Source organism: Nonomuraea salmonea (genome assembly GCF_042428605.1).
GTDB classification, from domain to species: domain Bacteria; phylum Actinomycetota; class Actinomycetes; order Streptosporangiales; family Streptosporangiaceae; genus Nonomuraea; species Nonomuraea salmonea.
The window spans coordinates 143,162-165,164 of record NZ_JBHMCF010000013.1; the positions used below are offsets into that span (position 1 = coordinate 143,162).

Sequence of the window (22,003 nt, forward strand, 5' to 3'; positions counted from 1 at the left end):
CCCTCACCAGGTCTGGCCGCTCGTCCGCAGGCCGCGGCTCGGCGTGCGCGGATGGTCGCCGAAACGCGGCTCCGGCTCGTACGCGCCGTCCAGCACGCCCGCCACGTAACCGGCCCACGCGGGGCCGTGCTTGAACCCGTGCCCCGAGTCGCCGCCCAGCACCCACACGCCGGGCGAGACCTCGGCCAGCAGCCACTCGGCGTCGGGGGTCAGCGCGTACTGGCAGACCTGGGTGAACAGCACCGGCAGCTCGGCCAGGCTCGGGAAGCGGCGGCGCAGGTAGCCGCGGGCCTGCTCGACGCTGCCGGGGTCCACGACGCGCGGGCCGTGCTCGGGCTCGTACGGCGGCCCCTCGGCGTCGGAGGTGGCCTTCATGCCCACGCCGTCCACGTCGCCGTGCCCGTACGCGGAGGCGCCGTGGTCCACCCAGGCCGGCGTCTCGGGCAGCGACCACTGCGGCGGCGCGGCGAAGTGCAGCGTGTCCTGCTTGGTCACGGTGATCGGCAGCCCGTCGAACAGCTCGGGCAGCCACCCGCCGCACGCCCAGACCACCCGGTCGGCGTGGTGGATCTCGCCCTCGATCTCGACCGCGCACCCGTACGGCGCCTCGTCCCCGGCCACCGGCACCGCCCGCGCCCTGACCAGCCGCACCCCGGCGGCCTGCGCCAGCGCGGCGGTGACCTGGGTGGCCCGCCTGGCGCGCAGCACGCCCGCGTTCGGCTCCCAGAGCAGGAAGCTGAGGTCGTCGCCGCGGAAGTCGGGGAAGAAGCGACGGCCGTCGGCGGGGTCGAGCACCTCACACTCGATGTCCAGATTTTTCAGGACCTGGGCGCTGGCGTGCTCCCACCCGTCCGGCTTCCTGGCGAACCACAGCATGCCCGACTCGACGTACAGGTCCTCGCCGGCCCGCTCACCCAACCGCAGCCAGCCCTCCCTGGCCTGCCAGGCGAGGCGCGCGTACCAGTCGTCGTCGCCGTGCGAGCAGCGCAGCAGCCGCGTCTCGCCCGCGCTGGCCTGCCGTACGTGCCCCGGCCTGTGCCGCTCCACCAGCGTCACCTGCCAGCCGGTTTCGGCCAGCCGCAACGCCGAGGACGACCCCCAAATACCGGATCCGACCACAATGACCGATTTCATGCCTCCACGGTGACCGCAAACCGCAGCCCCCGCAAGAGGGTCAGACGATGATCAGCCGGACGACCACGCCCGCGCAGTTGCCCGCCACGCAGATGCGTACGGGCACCTCGGAGATGCCCGCCGCGGCCGGGACGCCGCCCACGTGGCCGTCGGGCCCGATGGCCACGCCCGCGGGCACCTTGTCCTGGTCGGTGACGGTGAAGGTGGGCACCACGCCGCTCGGGCCGCCGTTGACGCCGATCTCGCCGTCGAGCGGCGTGCCGGCCCGGCCGGGGAAGGTCAGCTCGCGCGGCTCCCACGGGACGTTCGCCAGCACCACGAGCGTCAGGCTCTCCTCCTGGCAGGAGCCGTCGGAGCAGACGCCCACGCGGACGGCGTAGGTGCCGGGGCGCTCGGGCCTGCCGGACAGCCGGCCGCTGCCGTCCACGCGGACGCCGGAGGCGAGGTACGCGGGCCGGAACGTGACGCCCTTGACCCGGGGCAGCAGCGTCTGGCTGACCTCGATGCCCTGCGTGACGTAGAAGGTGTCCTCGACCAGGCTCGGGCTCGCGGGGGCGGTGAGCGAGGCCTGGTTGACCAGGGTCGCGGTGAACGGCGGCATGGCAGGCGACAGCACGCACAGCGCCATCCCGGCAAGCAGGAGAACCCACCATTGCCGCATGTTTACCCCCCGGCTCTTCCCTGCCCTTACGTACCCCTCCAGCAGGGCGGCGTCACCACTGGATAATCGGTCGTATGGCCGCAGAATCCGCTCAGACCCTCGAACGCGGGCTCCGCCTGCTGCGCCTGCTCGCCGACGGGAAGGGCGGGCGCACGCCGACCGAGCTGAGCGGCGAGCTGTCGCTGAGCAGGCCCGTCGTCTACCGCCTGCTGACGACGCTGCAGGGCGAGGGCTTCGTGCGCAGGGACGCCGAGGGCCGGGTGCACCTCGGGTTCGGGGTGCTGGCGCTGGCCCAGGCCGTGCAGCCGCTGCTGCGCGCGGCGGCCACGCCCACGCTGCGGCGGCTGGCCGAGCAGGTGGGCGCGACCGCGCACCTGACCGTGGCCGAGGGCGACGACGGCCTGGCCGTGGCGGTCGTGGAGCCGTCGTGGACCGACATGCACGTGGCCTACCGGGAGGGCTCGCGCCATCCGCTGGGCAGAGGCGCGGCGGGGCAGGCCATCTTGGCGCTGCGGCAGGGCAGGCACGACTACTTCGTCACGGAGGGGCAGTTGCAGGAAGGGGCACGTGGCGTCGCCGCGCCGGTCACCGGGCTGCCGTGGCTGGAGGCGTCGGTGGGGGTGGTGACGTTCGGGCCGCTGGAGGAGTCCACGGGACCGCGCGTGGTTGCGGCCGCCGCCGAGCTGGCTGCTGAGTTGAGTTGACTTCTCCAGGCCCATGGCGGACGGTGGTTCCAGATAGAGGACACTTCCGTCCGATAACCGGACAGCAGTGGAGGGGTGGATGCCGTACTACCGCGTTGTGGGAGAGGTGCCGCGAAAACGGCACGTGCAGTTCAGACGGCCGGACGGCGGCCTCTACGCCGAAGAGCTGATGGGCGAGGAGGGCTTCTCGTCCGACTCCTCGCTGCTCTACCACCGCCACCTGCCGACCGCCATCGTCAAGGCCGACGCCGTCACCCCGGCCCTGGAGCCGACACTGCGGCCCAACCTGCCGCTCTCGCCCCGCCACTTCCGCACTCAGGAGCTGGCCAGTGCGGGCGACCTCGTCACCGGGCGCATGGTGCTGGCGGGCAACGCCGACGTCCGGTTGTCGTACGCCACCAGCGACCGGCCGAGCGAGCTCTACCGCAACTCCATGGGCGACGAATGCGTGTACGTGCAGCGGGGACGGGTCCGCTTCGAGTCCACGTACGGCGTGATCGAGGCCGGCGAGGGCGACTACGTGATCGTCCCGACCGGCACCATCCACCGCTGGGTGCCCGACGGGCAGGTCAACGTGCTGGCCATCGAGGCGTCCGGGCACATCAGGCCGCCCAAGCGCTACCTGTCGCAGTACGGCCAGTTCCTTGAGCACGCCCCCTACTGCGAGCGCGACCTGCGCGCGCCCACCGAGCCGCACATCGTCTCGGGCGAGGAGGTGCCGGTGCTGGTCCGCACGCGGGGCGGGCTGACCAGGCTGGTCTACCGCCACCACCCGTTCGACGTGGTCGGCTGGGACGGCTACCTCTACCCGTACGCGTTCAACATCGAGGACTTCGAGCCGATCGTGAAGAAGACGCACGCGCCACCGCCCGTGCACCAGACCTTCGAGGGGCCCGGGTTCGTGGTGTGCTCGTTCTGTCCCCGGCCGCTCGACTATCACCCGGAGGCGGTTCCGATCCCGTACAACCATCACAACGTGGACTCCGACGAGTTCATGTTCTACGTGGGCGGCGACTACTCCGCGCGGGCCGGCTCCGGCATCGACGTCGGGTCGATCTCGCTGCATCCCGCCGGGTTCACCCATGGGCCGCAGCCCGGCGCCGTGGAGGCGGTGATCGACGCCGTCTCGCGTGGCGTCACCGTGACGAGCGAGATGGCCGTCATGGTCGACACGTTCCGCCCGCTCGACCTCGGACAGGGCGCTCTGTCCTGCGAGGACCCCGGATACGCCTGGACCTGGGCACGATGAAGCTCTACGCCGCACTCGTCGACGACGCCGGACTGTTCCCGCCGTCGTCCCTGCACATGACCGAGGCGCTGGCCCGCAACCGGCGCGACCTTGAGCACGGCAGCGACGTGCTCACCCACCGTTTCCTCTGCCCGGCCAGCCGGCTCGACCGGCTGCGCGGCGCCGACTACCGGCCGCGCCGCATCGGGCTCATCGCCGACACCGCCGACCTGCCCGACTTCGGCGACCTGCCGGTGGACTTCGTCGAGACGAAGCTGCCGCCCGACAGCACGATCGAGGCGCTGGCCGACCGGCTCGGGCTGCCGGAAGGCGTGCGGCTGTTCGCCGAGGTGCCCGCGCACAAGACCGCAGGTGACCTGCCACCCGGCACCGGGCTCAAGGTGCGCTGCGGCGGCGCGGCGGCCGAGGACTTCCCGCCGGTCGAGCACCTCGCGCAGTTCATCAAGTCGTGCGCGGACAACGGCATCCCGTTCAAGGCGACGGCCGGGCTGCACCACGCCGTACGCCACTTCGACCCCTCGCTCGGCGTCGACCGCCACGGCTTCCTCAACCTGCTGCTGGCCGTCTGCGAGGCCGTCGAGGGCCGCGACCCGACGCCCGTGCTGCGCTCCACCGACGTCGGCCGCCTCGTGCAGATGGCCCACGCGGTGTCCGACGAGACGGCCGCCCGCGCCAGGCGGCTGCTGGTCAGCTACGGCTCCTGCAACACCACCGCGCCGCTCGACGACCTGTGCGCGCTCGGACTGATCGAGGAGGAGGATCGGTGAGCTGGGGTGTGGACAATTTGCCCTACGGGGTCTTCTCCTGCCCGGGAGAGCGGCCCAGGGTCGGCGTCAGGTACGGCGACAAGGTGCTCGACCTGGCTCCCGCGCTGCACGACGAGGTGTTCGCGGCGCCCTCGCTCAACCCGTTCATGGCGCGGGGCCGCGCGGCCTGGCACGCCACCAGGGAGCTGATCCGCAACAAGCTGACCACCGACCTGTCCGTCACCGAGGCCCACCTGATCCCGCTCGACCAGGTGCGCCTGCACCTGCCGTTCGAGGTGGCCGACTACGTCGACTTCTACTGCTCGATCGAGCACGCGAGCGCCATCGGCCAGATCTTCCGCCCCGGCCAGGAGCCGCTGCAGCCCAACTGGCGGCACCTGCCGGTCGGCTACCACGGCAGGGCGGGCACGGTGGTGGTGTCGGGCACGCGGGTCAGGCGGCCGAGCGGGCAGCTCGGCCCCGGCAGGTTCGGGCCGTGCGAGAAGCTCGACATCGAGGCGGAGCTGGGGTTCGTGGTCGGCGTGCCGACCGTGCCAGGCGAGCCGGCGGGGTCGTTCGACGAGCACGTGTTCGGGGTGACGCTGGTCAACGACTGGAGCGCGCGTGACATCCAGGCGTGGGAGTACGTCCCGCTGGGTCCCTTCCTGGCCAAGTCGTTCGCCACGTCGATCTCGCCGTGGGTGACGCCGCTGGAGGCGCTGCCGCGCGTCCCCGGGCGGGCCCAGGACCCCGAGCCCGCCCCCTACCTGCGCCGCCGGGCGGACTGGGGGCTGGACATCACGCTGGAGGTGCTGCTCAACGGCGAGGTGATCTCCCGGCCGCCCTACGCGGGGATGTACTGGACGCCCGACCAGATGCTCGCGCACATGACGGTGAACGGGGCCACGCTGCGGACGGGCGACCTGTTCGCCAGCGGCACGATCTCCGGCCCCGAGCGCGACCAACGGGGCTCGCTCATGGAGCTGACCTGGAACGGAACCGACCCGATCAAGCTGCGGGGCGGCGAGACGCGGACGTTCCTCCAGGACGGCGACACGGTCACGATCAGGGCCACCGCCGGCGGGGTGACCTTGGGGGAGGTTTCCGGAACTGTCGGATAAGTGACTCGACGTGCTTGCACAGTGACTCACCGCTACCCTGGGAGCTCCCTCTCCCTCGGAAAGCAGGAGTCACATGCGTCGTGCCGCGATGTTCTGTGTCGCCTTCCTCCTGGTCTGCGGCTGCACGTCCGTCACCGCGGCCACGCCTTCCGCGCCGCCCGTCGTGCGGGTCTGGCCGCCGTTCGACACCAAGCGGGCGCGGCCCGACCGCGGCCTGGTCGTCAGGGCCCAGGGCGGCACGCTCAGCCAGGTGCTCGTCTACCAGGCCGGCGAGCCGGTGCCGGGGCGGCTCGACGGGTCGCGTACGACGTGGCGCACCGACTGGACGCTCAAGCCCGCCACCGAATACACGGTCACCGCCACCGCCACCCGTGAGGGCGCGCCCGCCACCGTCGCCATGGGCCGCGTCCGCACCCGCGCCGTCGACACGACGTTCCAGGTCGCCCGCATCACGCCGCTGCCCGGCGAGACCGTCGGCGTCGGCATGCCGATCATCATCGACTTCGACACCCCGGTCAGCGACCGCGCCGCCGTCGAAGAGGCGCTCGAAGTGCGCGCCTCCACGCCCGTCGAGGGGGCGTGGCGCTGGCTCGGCGACACTCGGGTGGCCTACCGTCCCCGCCGCTTCTGGACGCCCAGGCAGCAGGTCACCGTCACCGCCCACCTGGCCGGCGTACGCGCGGGCGACGGGCTCTACGGCGCCACCGACACCACCTTCGCCTTCACCGTCGGCCGCAGGCAGACCAGCACCATCGACACCAGGACCCACCAGATGGTCGTCACCCGCGACGGGCGGGTGGCCCAGCGCATGGCCATCAGCGCCGGCATGGCCACCACCGTCGAATACACCACGACCAGCGGCTGGCACCTGACCATGGACAAGGGCAACCCGGTCCGCATGATCTCCCCCGGCCGTGAGGAGGGCGACCCCGGCTACTACGACCTGATGATCGACCACGCCGTCCGCATCTCCGACAGCGGCGAATACGTCCACGCCAAGGACAACGTGTGGGCCCAGGGCCGGGCCAACGTCAGCCACGGCTGCGTCAACGCCCGCCCCGACCAGGCGGCCTGGTTCTACGCCACCTCACTGCGCGGCGACCCGGTGCTCATCACCGGCACCGACCGGCCGCTCGAATGGCACAACGGATGGGGTTTCTGGCAACTCCCGTGGGAGAAATGGCGCCAGGGCAGCGCACTACCGAGGAAGGACACCACGGCCGCCATGGTGCCGAGTGGTTGATATCAGGATTACCGTAGACAGTGGGGGAACCAGATAAGAGTGCAGGCCCGTTATACCTTGAGGAGGGCCGGACATGGACGAATGGATCATCTGGGTAATCCTGGCGATCGTCCTCGGTGTTGCCGAAATCTTCACTTTGACGGCGTCCCTCGGTCTGCTCGGCGTCGCCGCGCTGCTCACCGCTGCCGGCGCGGCCGTCGGATTGCCCGTTCCCCTGCAGTTACTCCTCTTCGCCGTGACGTCCACCGCCGGCTTGCTGGTGCTCAAGCCGATCGCGATGCGCTATATCAAACATCCGCCGTTGCAGCGTTTCGGCGTGGAAGCACTCGTCGGAAAGCCCGCCTACGTCGTCGCCGAGGTGACGGGCAGAGACGGTCGCGTGCGCATCGGGGGCGAGGAATGGTCGGCGCGCGCCTACGACGAGACCCTGGTGATTCCCGCAGGAGCGACCGTCGACGTCATCGAGATCGAGGGGGCCACCGCCCTCGTATATCCCCGGGAGTGATCCATGGACCCGCTGTTGCTGGTCGGAATCTTCATCATCCTGTTCGCGGTGATCACGATGCTCAAGGCCGTGCGCATCATCCCGCAGGCCAGGGCGCGCAACGTCGAGCGGCTCGGCCGCTATCACCGCACGCTCAAGCCAGGTCTCAACTTCGTCATCCCGTACATCGACCGCGTCTACCCCATGATCGACCTGCGTGAGCAGGTCGTCTCCTTCCGCCCCCAGCCGGTCATCACCGAGGACAACCTGGTCGTCGAGATCGACACCGTGCTGTACTTCCAGGTCACCGACCCGCGGGCGGCGGCGTACGAGATCGCCAACTACATCCAGGCGGTCGAGCAGCTCACGGTCACCACGCTGCGCAACGTCGTCGGCTCGATGGACCTGGAGAAGACGCTCACCTCCCGCGACACCATCAACAGCCAACTGCGCGGCGTGCTCGACGAGGCCACCGGCAAGTGGGGCATCCGCGTCAACCGCGTCGAGATCAAGGCCATCGACCCGCCGAAGACCATCAAGGACGCGATGGAGAAGCAGATGCGGGCCGAGCGCGACAAGCGGGCCGCGATCCTCAACGCCGAGGGCCAGCGGCAGTCGCAGATCCTCACCGCCGAAGGTGACAAGCAGAGCCGCATCCTGCGCGCCGAGGGCCAGCGCACCGCCGCGATCCTGGAGGCCGAGGGTCAGTCGCGGGCCATCGACCAGGTCTTCCAGGCCGTGCACCGCAACGACCCCGACCCCAAGCTGCTCGCGTACCAGTACCTCCAGGTGCTGCCGCAGCTCGCGCAGGGCGACGGCAACACGTTCTGGGTGATCCCCAGCGAGGTCACCTCGGCGCTGCAGGGCGTCTCCAAGGCGTTCACCGAGGCGCTGCCCCGCACCGCGACCAGGGAGGACCTGCCCGAGTCCTCCGCCGCGGACGAGGAGGTCGCCAAGGCGGCGGAGGCGGCGGCCGAGGCGGTCGCCGACGCCCAGGAGGCCAACGGCCCGCGCCAGCTCACCCAGGCCGCCGATGAGCCGTCCCCGTTCCCCGGCCTCGACAAGAAGCCCACCGAGGCCGAGCACCGCTGACCGGCCACGACACGCCGCCCGCCGCTGCGGCGGGCGGCGTTCTCATGCCTGCTGGCCGCCGTCGAAGTACGCCGCCAGATCCGGGTCGAGCGGCGGCACGTCGTACGGCCGGCCGCCGTCGCGCAACGACATCGTGGCGAGGTAACCGGCCGCGACGCTCATCCTGGCCGCCACCGGCGAGGTGTCGGTCACCCCGCCCTCGCGCGCGAACCTGATGAACTCCGACATGATCTGCACGTCCGCGCCGCCGTGCGTGCCCTGCGCCTCCGGCACCTTGTACGCGATGTCGCAGTCGTCCCGGTACCCCGTCGGCCCGGTGTTCCAGACCTTGACCGTGGCGCCCGGCCCGTCGCCGAAGTTCTCCAGGCGGCCCTCGGTGCCGATGACCGTGTAGTTGCGCACGTAGTCGGGCGTGAAGTGGCACTGCTGGTAGGCGGCGATGACGCCGTTGTCGAGCCGCATGTTCATGACCGAGACGTCCTCGACGTCCACGATCGGGTTGAGGTCCTTGCGGGCGGTGGGCGGCCAGTCGTCGGCCAGCAGCCACTCGCCGTCCGGCCGGAGCGTGCCGGGGGCGCGGCGGGGCAGGTCGTCGTGGAGCAGCAGGTCGCCGAGCGCGTTGACGCGGGTGGTGTAGCCGCCGGCCAGCCAGTGGATGACGTCGAGGTCGTGGGTGGCCTTCTGCAGCAGCAGGCCCGTCGTACGGGTGCGGTCGGCGTGCCAGTCCTTGTAGTAGAACTCGGTGCCGTAGCCGACGAAGTGGCGCACCCAGACGGTCTTGGGCTCGCCGATGACGCCCTTGGCGATGATGTCGCGCATCAGCCGGACGACGCCCATGTGGCGCATGTTGTGGCCGACGTACAGCTTGGTGCCGGTCTCGCGGGCGGTGCGCAGGATGGCGTCGCAGCCCTCGACCGTGATGGCCATGGGCTTTTCCAGGTAGAGGGCCTTGCCGGCGCGCAGGACGTCGACGGCGAGCCGCTCGTGCGTGTCGTCGGGGGTGTTGACCACGATCGCGTCGAGGTCGGGGCGGTCGAGCAGCTCGCGGTGGTCCTGGGTGCGGAAGGCGGCCGCGGGGAACTTCGCGGACTGCCGCTTGAGCACGGCGGGGTCGGCGTCGCACAGGGCGGTCACCACGGCTCCCTCGCCCGTCCCCTCGCTGGGCCGGTCGGCGGCGAGGGCGATGCTGGTCCGCAGGCCGAGCCCGATGACCCCGATGCGCAGGTCTTCCACTGACGTCCTCCCCGAATTACCCAAGTTGCTTGCTTTAATCTCGCATGATCTCCTGAAAAAGGTCAATACATGGCTCGAACACGCGACATTGCGCAATCGATAGTCAAGCGGGCAGCGTAAACAGGCGCCGCTCGGCGTGATCGAGTGCCCACCTGACCGCGCCCAGCACCACGCACTCGTTGCCCAGCGTCGAGGCCACCACCGGCGGCGGGCAGAGGCAGACGTCCGCGAACCGCTCCGCGATCGGCTCGAGCAGCAGGTCAGCGGCCTTCGACAGGCTGCCGCCGATCACCACCAGCTCGGGGTCGAGCGGGTTGACCACGGTGAGCAGGCCGTCGCCGAGGTGACGGGCGAACGCGCGGACGGCCGCCAGCGCCCGCTCGTCACCGGCCCGCGCCCGCTCGACGGCGAACTCGGCGGCCTCGCGCTGCGAGCGCATCTCCCCCGGCTCGGCGGCCAGCGCGTAGTCGATGACGTGCCGGTGGGCCAGCCAGTGGTCGCCCGACTGGCGGCCGATCTCGCCCGAGGCCGTGTGGGCGCCCCGGTGCGGCCGGCCGCCGATGAGCAGGCCGAGGCCGAGCCTGCTGCCGGTGAACAGGTAGACCACGTCGTCGTGGCCGCGCGCCTGCCCGCGCCAGTGCTCGGCCAGCACCGCGAGCCGCATGTCGTTCTCGACCAGCACGGGGGCGAACAGCCTGTGGGCCAGCTCGCCGCGCAGGTCGAGGCCCGTCCAGCCGGCCAGCGCGACGCTCTTGACGACCCGGCCGGCGCCGTCGACCGTGCCCGTGGTGCCGACGCCCACCGCCGCCAGGCCGGACACCGGCAGCCCCGCATCGGCCGCCACCGCCTCGACCAGGCCCGCGACGGCGTCGAGCCGGTCGGCGGCGGGCATCGAGGCGTGGTGGCGCAGGCGCCGGGCGGCCACCACCGTGCCGTCGAGGTCGCTCACCATCGCGCGCAGCCAGGACGACCCGATGCCCACCCCCACCACGTGACCTGCCGCGGCCCTGAACCTGAAGCGCCGCGCGGGCCGCCCCCGCCTGCGGTCGCCGGGCTCCTCGCCGCACTCCTCCGCCCAGCCGCCGGCCACCAGGTCGTCGACGATGACCTCGGCCGTGGGCCTGGACACCCGGGCCGCACCCGCCAGCTCGGACACCGTGGCCGCGCCGCTCTCGCGCAGGACGCGCAGGATCGCCGCCGAGTTGAGCCTGCGCAGGAGGGAGGCGTCGCCGCTCTGCTGCCGCATCCGTCCTCCGGTTATCTCAAGTCGGTTGGCTAATTCTGCCAGGTGCGGAGGTCGCGTGAAGCGAAGCTGTGGGGGCACTTAAGAACTCCTCGATGGACACGTCCCGAGCCGAAGCGGCACAGTGCGTTGCGACGCGTCATGTCCGGCCCGCTCGCCGGCCCCGCCCGGGGCGGTGGGGTGACGGGGCCGGGGCTCGTCAGTAGGTTGTGACAGGGGGAGCGACGTCATGAAAGCGCTGGTCAAGAACCAGGCCGAGCCTGGCCTGTGGCTGGTGGACGTGCCGGAGCCGGAGCTGGGGCCCGGTGAGGTGAAGATCCGGGTCCTGCGTACCGGGATCTGCGGCACGGACCTGCATATCCGGAAATTTGATGATTGGGCGCGGCACACACTCGAGCTGCCGCTCATCGTGGGCCACGAGTTCAGCGGCCACGTCGTCGAGGTCGCGCCCGGCGTCGAGGACATCGCCGTCGGCGACCTCGTCAGCGGTGAGGGCCACCTCGTCTGCGGCAAGTGCCGCAACTGCATGGCCGGGCGCCGGCACCTGTGCCGCAACACCGTCGGGCTCGGCGTCAACAGGGACGGCGCCTTCGCCGAGTACGTCACCCTGCCCGCCACCAACGTCTGGGTCCACCGCAACCCCGTCCACCCCGACATCGCCGCCATCTTCGACCCCTTCGGCAACGCCGTGCACACCGCCCTCTCCTTCCCCCTCGTCGGCGAGGACGTGCTGATCACCGGCGCAGGCCCGATCGGCCTCATGGCGGCGGCCGTGGCCACCCACGTCGGCGCGCGCAACGTGATGATCACCGACGTCAGCGACGAGCGGCTCGACCTGGCCGGCAAGCTCGGCGTCTCCCTCGCCGTGAACGTCGCCCGCTCCTCCATCGCCGAGGGCATGCGCCAGCTCCACCTGCGCGAGGGCTTCGACGTGGGCCTGGAGATGTCCGGCAACCCCGTGGCCGTGCGCGACATGATCGCGAGCATGACCCACGGCGGCAGGATCGCCATGCTGGGGCTGCCCGCCGAGGAGTTCGCCGTGGACTGGTCGACGGTGGTGACCTCCATGCTCACCATCAAGGGGGTCTACGGCCGGGAGATGTACGAGACCTGGTACAACATGTCCGTCCTGCTGGAGAAGGGGCTCGACCTCAGCCCGGTGATCACCGACCGGTTCCCGTACCAGGAGTTCGACGCCGCCTTCGAGACGGCGGCGAGCGGCCGTACCGGGAAGGTGATCCTCGACTGGAGCGAGGACGCCGGCGGCACCGCCCCGACCACGAACAGGAGCGCCTGAATGTTCACCAACGTGCGCGAGCAGCTGCGTGCGACGCTCGACGAGATCACCGAGGCCGGGCTGCTCAAGCCCGAGCGCGTCATCTCCACCCCGCAGAGCTCCCAGGTCGGCGTGGCCGGGCGCGAGGTGCTCAACTTCTGCGCCAACAACTACCTGGGCCTCGCCGACGACCCGGTGGTGGTCGATGCGGCCAAGGAGGCGCTCGACCGCTGGGGCTTCGGCATGGCCTCCGTACGGTTCATCTGCGGCACCCAGGAGGTGCACAAGGAGCTGGAGTCGCGCCTGTCGGACTTCCTCGGCATGGAGGACACCGTCCTCTACAGCTCCTGCTTCGACGCCAACGGCGGCGTGTTCGAGACCCTGCTCGACGCCCAGGACGCGGTGATCTCCGACGCCCTCAACCACGCCAGCATCATCGACGGCATCCGCCTGTCCAAGGCCCAGCGCTTCCGCTACGCCAACCGCGACATGACCGAGCTGGAGTCCCGGCTCAAGGAGGCGTCGGAGGCGCGGCGGCGGCTCATCGTGACCGACGGCGTGTTCTCCATGGACGGCTACGTCGCGCCGCTGCGCGAGATCTGCGACCTGGCCGACCGCTACGACGCCATGGTCATGGTCGACGACTCCCACGCCGTCGGCTTCGTCGGCCCCACCGGGCGCGGCACGCCCGAGCTGCACGGCGTGACCGACCGCATCGACATCATCACCGGCACCCTGGGCAAGGCGCTCGGCGGGGCCAGCGGCGGTTACGTCGCGGCCCGCAAGGAGATCTGCGACCTGCTGCGGCAGCGGTCCAGGCCGTACCTGTTCTCCAACTCGCTGGCGCCCGTCATCGCGTCGGCCTCGCTGCGCATCCTCGACCTGCTGGAGACCTCCAGCGACGCCCGCGAGCGGCTGCGCGCCAACACCGCGCGCTTCCGCGAGGGGATGACGAAGGCCGGGTTCGACATCCTGCCGGGCGACCACCCGATCGTGCCCGTCATGATCGGTGACGCCGCCGAGGCCGCCGCCATGGCCGAGCGCCTGCTCGACCTGGGCATCTACGTGATCGGCTTCTCCTACCCGGTCGTGCCGCACGGCAAGGCGCGGATCCGCGTCCAGCTGTCCGCCGCGCACTCCACGGAGGACGTGGAGCGCGCGATCGAGGCGTTCACCCAGGCCCGCACAGCCGCCTGACCCCGGGCCCCGAGGGGCCGCCCGGGGCTCGTGAGGGCCGTCGATGCGCGTATTCTCGCTGCGTGATTGACACGCGGCGGCTGCGTACGCTGCGGGCGGTGGCCGACCACGGCACGGTCACCGCCGCCGCGGCCGCGCTGCACCTGACGCCCTCCGCCGTGTCCCAGCAGCTCGCCGCGCTGGAGCACGAAGTGGGCCACCGCCTGCTCAACCGCGACGGGCGCGGCGTGCACCTCACCGCCGTCGGCAAGATCATGCTGTCGCACGCCAACGAGGTGCTGGCCCAGCTCGAACGGGCCGAGGCGGAGGTGGCGGCGTACACGACGGGCGAGGCCGGCGAGGTCACCGTGGCCTGCTTCGCCACCGCCATCAGCGCCGTGCTCTCCCCCGCGCTCGCCGTGCTGCGCGCCACCGCGCCCGGTGTGCGGGTCCGCGTCCACGACGCCGAGGGCGACCAGGGCCTGGCGATCCTGCTCGACGAGCGGGTTGACCTGACCATCGCGGTGGAATATCGGGGCGGCCCCGACGCCACCGACCGCCGCCTGTCCCGCCACCCCCTGTACGCCGAGCCGTTCGACCTGGTGCTCCCCGACGACCACCCGCTGGCCGGCTCGGCGGCCCTCGTCTCGCTGGCCTCCGAGACCTGGATCGGCCCCTACCCGGGCAACCCGGTGCACGACGTGATCACGTTCGCCTGCCAGCAGGCCGGCTTCACGCCCGACTTCGTCCACTGCTCCGACGACTTCCGCGCCGTGGTCGCCCTGGTCGGGGCCGGTGCCGGGGTGGCGCTGGTGCCCCGGCTGGCGCTGCGCGACATGGCGCTGCGGGGGGTCGTCGTGCGCCACACGCCGGGGCCGGAGCGCCGGGTTTTCGCCGCCGTACGCCGGGGCTCCGACGTCCATCCCCTCCTGCGCCCGCTCCTCGCCGCGCTCCGCGAGGTGGCCGAATCTCTCGGAACGGGCTGAAACACTCCGCCCATATCCGACGACGGCGGCGCCGAGCGTCCGTCCGTACCCGGCGACTGGCACGTGGACGGCGGCTATCTCACCGAGACCGGTGTGGCCACCCTCTCGGTCTCCGAGGAGCCCATGGCGAAGGAGGACATCACCCGCCAGAACGACAAGTCGCTGCGCGCGTACGGCTGCCCGATCGCGTGATCTTCGAGAGGTAGCCTGCGCCCATGACGGGCGACCTTTCCTACCGGAAACTGCTCGGCCTGCCCGGAGTCGCGGCGCAGGCCGTGCTCGGGTTCCTGGCGCAGCTCACCCAGCAGGTCGCGCCGATCGGCATCGTGCTGGTGACGCAGCAGGCCACCGGCTCGCTGGCCTTCGCGGGAGCGACGGCGGCGGCGTTCGGGGTGGGAGCGGGCATGGGACGTCCGGTGCAGGGACGGCTGATGGACCGGCGCGGCGCCGGCCCGGTGCTGGCCGGCACGGCGGTCCTGCACGTGGCGGCGCTGCTGGCGCTGCTCGCCTGCGCCCGCGTCGGCCGGCCGTGGTGGCCGCTGCCCCTGCTCGCCTGGTCGGCGGGCATCGGCCTGCCGCCGATCTCGGTCAGCATGCGCATAGCCTGGGGCGCCAGGATGGCCGCCGAGGGGCGGACGGCCGCCTACAGCCTCGTCTACCTCGTCCAGGAGACGGCCATGATGGTCGGGCCGCTGGTGTTCGGGCTGCTGATCGCGGTGGCGTCGTCGTCGCTGGCGCTGGGCGTGGTCGCGGGGGCGGCCGGGGCGGGGACGCTGGCCTTCGCCCGCGCGCTGCGTACCGGGCATGTCGCAGCCGTCCGGCAGCGGGGACGGGTGTTCACCGACCGGCGGATGCTCATGCTGCTGGCCGTGACCACGCTGCTCGGGGCCGTCGTGGGGGCGCTGCAGGTGGGCGTGCCCGCGCTGGCCGCCGCCCGCGACGTACCGGCCGCGACCGGGCTGCTCGTGGCCGCCCTGTCGCTGGGCGGCATCGCGGGCGCCGCCGCGTACGGGGCCCGCGTCTGGCGCTCGCGCGTCCCGGTGCGGCTCGCCTCGCTGCTGCTCGTGCTCGGGCTCGTTCTCGCGCCGCTGGCGCTGGCGGGGCCGCTGGCGGTGTTCTGGGCGGCGCTGTTCGCGGGCGGGCTGGCGCTGAATCCGTCCCTCACGACGTCGTCCCTCCTGGTGGACGAGTACGCGCCGGCCGCCCAGGGCGAGGCGTTCGGCTGGGTGTCCACGGCGATCGGCATCGGCGGCGCGCTGGGCTCGGCGGCGGCCGGCGTGGCGGGCGAACGGTTCGGCCCCTCGGCCCCCTTCCCCGCCGCCGCCGTCTTCGCCCTGCTGGCCGCCGCCCTCGCCGCGACCCTGATCAACCGCGGGCCACGGTGACGGCTTCGGTGAAGCGGGCGTAGGTGGCCAGTTCCGCTTCCGCGGGCTCCAGCACCATCTCGCGGCCGACCTGCGCGATGGCCGCACGCAGTGCCCTCGCCGTACGCCTGGCCCTGCGCCGGCCGCCCAGCCAGGCCGCCAGCCGCGACGCCAGCGCGATGAGCACGCCCGTCACCGCCCCGCCCAGCAGCAGCACCGTCGGCCACGGCACCTCGCCGGCGGTCGGGAGCGGCGGCTGCGGCAGCCGCAGGTAGTCCATCGCGAACAGCACGCCCAGCCACAGCGCCCCCGCCAGCAGGGCCCCGAAGACCAGCCACTGCAGGACGTTCACCGCCCGCCACCACCGTGGCCGCCTGGTCGCGCCCGCCGAGGTCGTGGCCACCACCCGGTCCACGGCGTCCGTCAGCTCGCCGGCCCGCGACCGCGCCGCCTGCCGCACGGCCGCCGCCCAAGGGCCGGGCAGGCCGTTGGCCGCCGCCTCGCCGACATCCCTGATCGCGGTCTCGACCCGGGCCCGCTGCGCCCCGGACGCGGCCGGCACCGACGTCCGCCCGACGACGTCCTTCCCCCTGCCCGCCTCGATGCGCAACCTGCGCAGCGGATCGGGCCTGAACCTCCTCAGCCACCGCGTCACCGGCCACCCGGTCGCCACCACGGCCCGATGCCGATGCCCCTTGGCCACCGCCTCCACGATCACCGGCACCCCGGCCGCCACGCACAACGCCTCGGTCAGCCCTCGCTCCGCCCCACCTGGCCGCTTGCCCATCCCCTTCCGCTCGGTCGCGGACGGCTCACCGGTGGCTTGCGGATCGGTGGCTTGCGGATCGGTGGCGAGGTGGCCGGCGGCGGTCGTCACGTCGGCGGAGAGGCGGGCCGACCACGAGCGGCGGTCCGCGACGCGCTCGGCCAGCAGACCGCGCAGGTCGTCGAGGCCCTGGCCGGTCCTGGCCGAGACCGCGAGCACCGGGACGCCGGTGAGGCCGTCGCCGTCCAGGAGGCGGCGCAGGTCGTCGAGACAGCGGTCGACGGCGGCGGGCGGCAGCCGGTCCACCTGGTTGAGCACCACCACCGTCACGTCGCGGTGCCCGGCCAGCGGGCGCAGGTAGCGCTCGTGCAGTGCGGCGTCGGCGTACTTCTGCGGGTCCACCACCCACACCAGCACGTCCACCTGGCGTACCAGCCGGTCCACCTCCAGGCGGTGGGACAGGCGGATGGAGTCGTGGTCGGGCAGGTCGAGCAGGACGAGCCCGGCCAGGTCGCCGGTCTCGCCCGCCGGGTGGCGGTGCGGCACCTCCAGCCAGTCGAGGAGCGGGCCCGCGCCGTCGCCGTCCCACAGGGCGGCCTGGGCGGTCGAGGTCGTGGGCCTGGTGACGCCGACGTCCGCGAGCTGCCGTCCTGCGAGGGCGTTGTAGAGCGAGGACTTGCCGCTGCCGGTGGCGCCGGCCAGGGCGACCACGGTGTGCTCAAGCGACAGCTCCCGCCGCGCCCCGGCCCGCCCGGCCACCTCCCGAGCCGCCGCCACGACCTCATCAGGCAGCCGCCCCGCCCCCAGCTCGGTGGCTTCGACGAGAGCGGCCAGCCGGACGTCCAGCGACGGCCCCTCCTTACGCCGCAACACCTTCACGCCCCCTCCTCCCGTCCAGAGCCGGGCCGCCCACGCCCCTCCGCGTCAGCAGACGACCCACCTCCAGGCGGGCCCTCTCCCAGCGTGGGATGTTCGGCGGTCGGAAGCTCCCTGCGGTGCTCGTGGATGCGGCGGGCGGCGGCGCGCAGCTCGTCGGCGGTGTCACGGGGCGGCTCGACCGCGTTCAGCAGGTTGAGGAAGCGGTCGGCCTCGTCGGCCAGCAGCTCGCGTACGCGGTCACGGAGGTCCTCGCGGGCACGGGCGGTGAGCGTGCGTACGGCCTGGTCGCCGAAGACGGCCTCCAGGATCTTCTGGGACAGCACGCTCGTGCCGCCCGCGATCCCCACCTCGATCCCGGTGAGCCCGCCGGTGGAGGCGAAGACGGCCAGCATGAGCAGGAGCCCGGCCCCGTTCACGCTGAAGGACGCCACGCGAGCGGCGGTCCGCCGTTCGGCGCCCTCCTCGCGGACGAGATCCAGCACGTACGCCTGCCACCCCCGCACCGCCGCCTCGGCCCGCTGCGCGAGGTCGGCGGAGGCCCGGCCGAGGCGCGCGGACTCGACGGCGCCGAGCCGTTCGAGCAGCCCTGGACCGCCGGGCGCGGCCGACCAGCCCTCAAGGGCGCGTTCGGCGGCGCCGTCGGCAGAGCCCCTGATGAGCGCCTCGACCCCGCTCTCCAGCGCGTCGCGAAGCTGCACCTCGGGCGCCCGCCCGGTGAAGAACCCGACGACCCGGTCACGCAGCCACCCGACGCGGCTCTCCAGGGAGCGCATGAGGTCGCCGGTGCCGATGAAGTCCTGCCACCGGGCCAGCACCTCGCCCCGCAGCAGGGACCCGTCGCGCATGCCGGCGTCGAAGTCGGCCATGCCGCCCGCGTACGCCGCCTCGACGATGTCGCGCAGCGACTCGAAGGCGCCCTGCTGGCGTTCGACGGCGGCGGCCAGCGCCGGCACCCGGGTGGCCAGGCTGTCGAGCGCCCCGGTGAGCGTCTGCCGCACGACGAGGGACCGCTGGGCGGCGTCGGCGGCCAGCTCGGTGAGCCAGTCGGCGATGGGCCGGACGGAGGCGGCGGGCAGCCGGGCCTTCTCGTCGGGCAGCGCCGCCTCGGGCACGGTGAACAGCCGGGTGCCTTGAAGACCGTTCTCGCGCAGCAGCCGTTCGAGGTCGCGGGAGACGGGCTCGACCGCCTCTGGCGGCACCCGGTCGAGGACGACGGCGAGCGCGGTGCTGCGTTCGCGGGCCGAGCGCAGGAAGCTCCACGGCACCTCGTCGGCGTACCGGGCGGCGGTGGTGACGAACAACCACAGGTCGGCGGCGGCGAGCAGCTGGGCGGCCAGCTCCCGGTTGGCGGTCACCACGGAGTCGATGTCGGGCGCGTCGAGCAGCGCCAGCCCGGCCCCGAGCGCGGGCGAGGTGACGACGCGCAGCGCGCCGGGCCCTTCGCCGGTGACGCGGGACAGCCCCGGCAGCACGTTCTGGCCCATGAACCAGGAGCGGTCGGCCGGGCTGACGACGAGGGTCGGCACCAGCGTGGTCGGCCGCAGCACGCCAGGCTCGGCGACGTCGGCCCCGACCAGCGAGTTGACCAGCGTGGACTTGCCGGCCCCCGTGGAGCCGCCGACGACGGCGAGCAGCGGCGCGTCGATCGAGCGCAGCCGCGGCAGCAGATAGTCGTCGAGCTGCCCGGTCAGGTCGCGCAGCGCGCGCCGCTCGGCCGCGACATCGCCGACGGCCAGCGGGAACAGCTCCCGGTCCAGCGGCCGCCGCAGCGACTCGAGCGCGCCGAGCAGGTCCATGCCTGCACGCTAACCCGCAGGCGGCTCCCTAAGCACGTACCCGACGCTGCGCAGTGTGTGGATGAGCCGCGGCTCGACGTCGTCGACCTTGCGCCGCAGATACGACACGTACGACTCGACCACCCCGGCGTCGCCGCCGAAGTCGTAGTTCCAGACGTGGTCGAGGATCTGCGCCTTCGACACCACCCGCCCGGCGTTGACCATGAAGTAGTGCAGCAGCTTGAACTCGGTCGGCGACAGGCGTACCTGCCGGCCGGCCCGCCACACCTCGCGCGAGTCCTCGTCCAGCTCCAGGTCGGCGACCTTGAGCTTGCTGACCGGCGCGGCGTCGCCGCGCGTGCGGCGCAGCACGGCGCGGATGCGCGCCTGCACCTCTTCCAGGCTGAACGGCTTGGTCACGTAGTCGTCGCCCACCCGCAGCCCGGCGATCTTGTCCTCGGTGGCGTCGCGGGCGGTGAGGAACAGCACGGGCGCGTCGATCCGCTTGGCCACCTCGAACCCGTCGAGGTCGGGCAGCATGACGTCGAGCACCACCAGGTCGGGTGAGGCGCGTACGGCGACCTCGACGGCCTCCTCGCCGTCGCTGGCGGTCAGCACCTCGAACCCGGAGAAGCGCAGGCTGGCGGCGAGCAGGTCCCTGATGCTGGGCTCGTCGTCCACGACCATGATCAACGCCTCGGCATTCGTCACCTACTTAGAGTGACGCAGCATGCTGAGGGTTTGCTGAACGCTCACTCCAAGGCGAGTGGGAGTTCGACGCGGAAGGTCGAGCCCGACTCGGGCGAGCTGATCACGGTGACCGTGCCGTCGTGCGCCTCGACGAGGGCCTGCACGATGGCGAGGCCGAGCCCGCTGCCGCGGTCCTCGGCGGAGCGGCGGCGCGAGCGGGCGGAGTCGGCCCGGTAGAAGCGCTCGAAGACGTGCTCGAGCTGCTCGGGGGTCAGACCTGGGCCGCTGTCCACGACCTCGACGAACACCTTGTCCTTGGTGCCGCCGGCCCGCACGATGACCGGCGAGCCCGGCTCGGTGTGCACGATGGCGTTGGTGACGAGGTTGCTGATGACCTGCCGCAGCCGCACCTCGTCGCCGGAGACGATCAGCGCCGCGCCGCCGACCACGTCGAGCTTGATCTCCCGGTCGGGCGCGATGATCCTGGCATCCTGTACGGCGTCCGCGGCCAGCGCCAGCATGTCCACCGGCTGCATCCGCAGCGGCCGCTGCTGGTCCACCCTGGCGAGCAGCAGCAGGTCGTCCACCAGCAGGCTCATCCGCCCCGCGGCCTTCTCCACACGCTGCATCAGCTCGGTGGTGTCGGCCTGCGGGTTCTGCCTGGCGTACTCGGCGAAGCCGCGGATCGAGGTCAGCGGGGTGCGCAGCTCGTGGGAGGCGTCGCCGACGAACTGCCGCATGCGGTCCTCGGAGCGGCGGGCCGCCTCCTCCGACGCCGACCTGGCGGCGAACGCCGCCTCGATCTGGGCCAGCATGCCGTTGAGCGACCTGGCCAGGCCGCCGACCTCCGTACGCGGGTCGAGGTCGGGCACCCTGCGGCCCAGCTCGCCGCCCGCGATGGCCTCGGCCGTACGCTCGATCTGGCCCAGCGGCCGCATGCTGTGCCGCACGGTCGTGACGCCGGCCACGGCCAGGATGAGCAGGATCCCGCCGCCGCCCAGCAGCTCGATCAAGGCGAGCCGCCGGGTGATGGCGTCCACCTCTTCGAGGTCGACCGCGACGACGAGCGTGCGCCACTGCCCCACGGTCTCCAGCACCCGCCACTCGCCGTCACCGCTCACGGCGGGCGCGGTGTAGGGGTCGCTGCCCGGCGTGGCCGACAGCACGGGCTTCGGCTTGGCGTCCACGTCGCGGTCGGTCAGCATCGGGACGAACGCGCCGCCGCGCTCCTTGACCAGCGCGATCGCGTCCGACTCGATGAGGATCGGCCGCTCGTCGGTCTCCCTGTCCTTGCGCCAGTCGCTCCTGATCTTCTTCTCCATGCGCGCGCTGAGCAGGTGGAGCTGGCTGTCCACCCGGTCGAGCAGGTAGCCGTGCAGGACGGAGACGCTCACCAGGCCGATGAAGAACATGCCCATGCCGAGCAGCGCCAGCATCGACGCGATGAGCTTGATCCGCAGCGGCAGCCCGCGCATCAGGAGCTCGGTGGCAGGCGCATGACGTATCCGACGCCACGCAGGGTGTGGATGAGCCGGGGGCTGCGGTTGTCGATCTTGCGGCGCAGCACGGACACGTACGACTCGACGATGCCCACCTCGCCGCGGAAGTCGTAGTCCCACACGTGGTCGAGGATCTGCGGCTTGGACAGGACGCGGCCGGCGTTCGTCATGAAGTAACGCAGCAGCTTGAACTCGGTGGGCGACAGCGCGACGGCGGTGCCGCCGCGCCACACCTCGTGGCTCTCCTCGTCCAGCTCGATGTCGGCGAACGTCAGCCGGGGCGGCGCGGCCTGGGCGTCCCCGCTCGTCCGGCGCAGCACGGCGTGGATCCTCGCGACCACCTCCTCCAGGCTGAACGGCTTGGTGACGTAGTCGTCGCCGCCGATCGTGAGCCCGCGGATCTTGTCCTCGGTCTCGTCACGCGCGGTCAGGAACACCACCGGCGTGTGCAGCCCGCCGCCGCGCATCCGCCTGACGATCTCGAAACCGTCCAGGTCGGGCAGCATGACGTCGAGCACGACGAGGTCAGGGCGGTGTCGTTGGACGGCGGCGACGGCGTCGTGGCCGCTCTTCGCCGTGGTCACGTCGAAACCCGCGAACCTCAGGCTCGCGGCGAGGAGCTCGAGGATGTTGGGGTCGTCCTCGACTATCAGCAGGCGTGATTCCATCAGTACCAAGGATG

At 72.3% G+C, this 22,003-nt stretch carries 21 protein-coding genes; 12 read left to right on the plus strand and 9 right to left on the minus strand.

The genetic code is table 11. The annotated features are described in order from the left end of the window. Window positions 1–3 precede the first annotated feature (3 nt). Window positions 4–1,134 (minus strand): NAD(P)/FAD-dependent oxidoreductase, encoded by a 1,131-nt coding sequence (locus ACFFR3_RS18610; RefSeq protein ID WP_379483521.1) that lies wholly within the window; start codon window positions 1,132–1,134, stop codon window positions 4–6. A gap of 40 nt (window positions 1,135–1,174) precedes the next feature. Continuing rightward, complete coding sequence (locus ACFFR3_RS18615; protein ID WP_364377400.1) at window positions 1,175–1,795, minus strand: hypothetical protein; 621 nt, start codon at window positions 1,793–1,795, stop codon at window positions 1,175–1,177. A 74-nt stretch (window positions 1,796–1,869) separates the two neighbouring features. On the opposite strand from ACFFR3_RS18615, the gene ACFFR3_RS18620 reads away from it, so the two are divergent. The 7 genes from ACFFR3_RS18620 to ACFFR3_RS18650 all read left to right on the plus strand — a co-directional run bounded on the left by ACFFR3_RS18620 (window position 1,870) and on the right by ACFFR3_RS18650 (window position 8,434). Beyond that, window positions 1,870–2,499, plus strand: coding sequence for an IclR family transcriptional regulator (locus tag ACFFR3_RS18620; RefSeq protein WP_379483522.1), 630 nt, complete (start codon window positions 1,870–1,872; stop codon window positions 2,497–2,499). Window positions 2,500–2,578: 79 nt separating this feature from the next. After that, complete coding sequence (locus tag ACFFR3_RS18625; protein ID WP_345391088.1) at window positions 2,579–3,748, plus strand: homogentisate 1,2-dioxygenase; 1,170 nt, start codon at window positions 2,579–2,581, stop codon at window positions 3,746–3,748. Next, a complete protein-coding gene (locus ACFFR3_RS18630; protein WP_345391091.1) occupies window positions 3,745–4,515 on the plus strand; it encodes a hypothetical protein in 771 nt (256 codons plus the stop codon). The genes ACFFR3_RS18625 and ACFFR3_RS18630 overlap by 4 nt, the downstream gene beginning before the upstream one ends. Then, window positions 4,512–5,615, plus strand: coding sequence for a fumarylacetoacetase (gene fahA / locus ACFFR3_RS18635; RefSeq protein WP_345391094.1), 1,104 nt, complete (start codon window positions 4,512–4,514; stop codon window positions 5,613–5,615). Before ACFFR3_RS18630 ends, fahA begins: the two co-directional genes overlap by 4 nt. A gap of 73 nt (window positions 5,616–5,688) precedes the next feature. Then, window positions 5,689–6,858: a L,D-transpeptidase gene (locus ACFFR3_RS18640; protein ID WP_379483523.1), complete on the plus strand. Its 1,170-nt coding sequence runs from the start codon at window positions 5,689–5,691 to the stop codon at window positions 6,856–6,858. Between the two features lie 73 nt (window positions 6,859–6,931). After that, window positions 6,932–7,363: an NfeD family protein gene (locus ACFFR3_RS18645; RefSeq protein WP_364377411.1), complete on the plus strand. Its 432-nt coding sequence runs from the start codon at window positions 6,932–6,934 to the stop codon at window positions 7,361–7,363. 3 nt (window positions 7,364–7,366) lie between these two features. Then, window positions 7,367–8,434: an SPFH domain-containing protein gene (locus ACFFR3_RS18650; protein ID WP_364377413.1), complete on the plus strand. Its 1,068-nt coding sequence runs from the start codon at window positions 7,367–7,369 to the stop codon at window positions 8,432–8,434. A 42-nt stretch (window positions 8,435–8,476) separates the two neighbouring features. Here ACFFR3_RS18650 and ACFFR3_RS18655 read toward each other — a convergent pair whose 3' ends face one another. After that, the gene (locus tag ACFFR3_RS18655; protein WP_379483524.1) at window positions 8,477–9,667 is read right to left on the minus strand and encodes a Gfo/Idh/MocA family protein; all 1,191 of its coding nucleotides are present in this window, start codon (window positions 9,665–9,667) and stop codon (window positions 8,477–8,479) included. A gap of 103 nt (window positions 9,668–9,770) precedes the next feature. Next, window positions 9,771–10,913: an ROK family transcriptional regulator gene (locus ACFFR3_RS18660; protein ID WP_379483525.1), complete on the minus strand. Its 1,143-nt coding sequence runs from the start codon at window positions 10,911–10,913 to the stop codon at window positions 9,771–9,773. 226 nt (window positions 10,914–11,139) lie between these two features. On the opposite strand from ACFFR3_RS18660, the gene tdh reads away from it, so the two are divergent. The 5 genes from tdh (at window position 11,140) to ACFFR3_RS18685 (ending at window position 15,733) form a co-directional block, all read left to right on the plus strand. Beyond that, window positions 11,140–12,207: an L-threonine 3-dehydrogenase gene (gene tdh / locus ACFFR3_RS18665; protein WP_379483526.1), complete on the plus strand. Its 1,068-nt coding sequence runs from the start codon at window positions 11,140–11,142 to the stop codon at window positions 12,205–12,207. Beyond that, window positions 12,208–13,383, plus strand: a complete 1,176-nt coding sequence (locus ACFFR3_RS18670; protein ID WP_345391106.1) for a glycine C-acetyltransferase — start codon at window positions 12,208–12,210, stop codon at window positions 13,381–13,383. A gap of 62 nt (window positions 13,384–13,445) precedes the next feature. Beyond that, window positions 13,446–14,348 (plus strand): LysR family transcriptional regulator, encoded by a 903-nt coding sequence (locus ACFFR3_RS18675; protein WP_345391109.1) that lies wholly within the window; start codon window positions 13,446–13,448, stop codon window positions 14,346–14,348. Between the two features lie 63 nt (window positions 14,349–14,411). Further along, window positions 14,412–14,540: a hypothetical protein gene (locus ACFFR3_RS18680; RefSeq protein WP_345391112.1), complete on the plus strand. Its 129-nt coding sequence runs from the start codon at window positions 14,412–14,414 to the stop codon at window positions 14,538–14,540. A 23-nt stretch (window positions 14,541–14,563) separates the two neighbouring features. After that, window positions 14,564–15,733, plus strand: a complete 1,170-nt coding sequence (locus tag ACFFR3_RS18685; RefSeq protein ID WP_379483527.1) for an MFS transporter — start codon at window positions 14,564–14,566, stop codon at window positions 15,731–15,733. Here ACFFR3_RS18685 and ACFFR3_RS18690 read toward each other — a convergent pair. The 5 genes from ACFFR3_RS18690 to ACFFR3_RS18710 all read right to left on the minus strand — a co-directional run bounded on the left by ACFFR3_RS18690 (window position 15,714) and on the right by ACFFR3_RS18710 (window position 21,989). Continuing rightward, the gene (locus ACFFR3_RS18690) at window positions 15,714–17,357 is read right to left on the minus strand and encodes a GTPase family protein (RefSeq protein WP_379483528.1); all 1,644 of its coding nucleotides are present in this window, start codon (window positions 17,355–17,357) and stop codon (window positions 15,714–15,716) included. The genes ACFFR3_RS18685 and ACFFR3_RS18690 overlap by 20 nt on opposite strands. Next, entirely contained in the window at window positions 17,354–19,153 is a 1,800-nt protein-coding gene (locus ACFFR3_RS18695; RefSeq protein WP_345391117.1) for an ABC transporter, read from the minus strand. The genes ACFFR3_RS18690 and ACFFR3_RS18695 overlap by 4 nt, the downstream gene beginning before the upstream one ends. A gap of 9 nt (window positions 19,154–19,162) precedes the next feature. Further along, a complete protein-coding gene (locus tag ACFFR3_RS18700) occupies window positions 19,163–19,819 on the minus strand; it encodes a response regulator transcription factor (RefSeq protein WP_379483544.1) in 657 nt (218 codons plus the stop codon). Between the two features lie 65 nt (window positions 19,820–19,884). Next, window positions 19,885–21,297: a sensor histidine kinase gene (locus tag ACFFR3_RS18705; RefSeq protein ID WP_345391121.1), complete on the minus strand. Its 1,413-nt coding sequence runs from the start codon at window positions 21,295–21,297 to the stop codon at window positions 19,885–19,887. Then, entirely contained in the window at window positions 21,297–21,989 is a 693-nt protein-coding gene (locus ACFFR3_RS18710; protein ID WP_355414940.1) for a response regulator transcription factor, read from the minus strand. Before ACFFR3_RS18710 ends, ACFFR3_RS18705 begins: the two co-directional genes overlap by 1 nt. Window positions 21,990–22,003 lie beyond the last annotated feature (14 nt).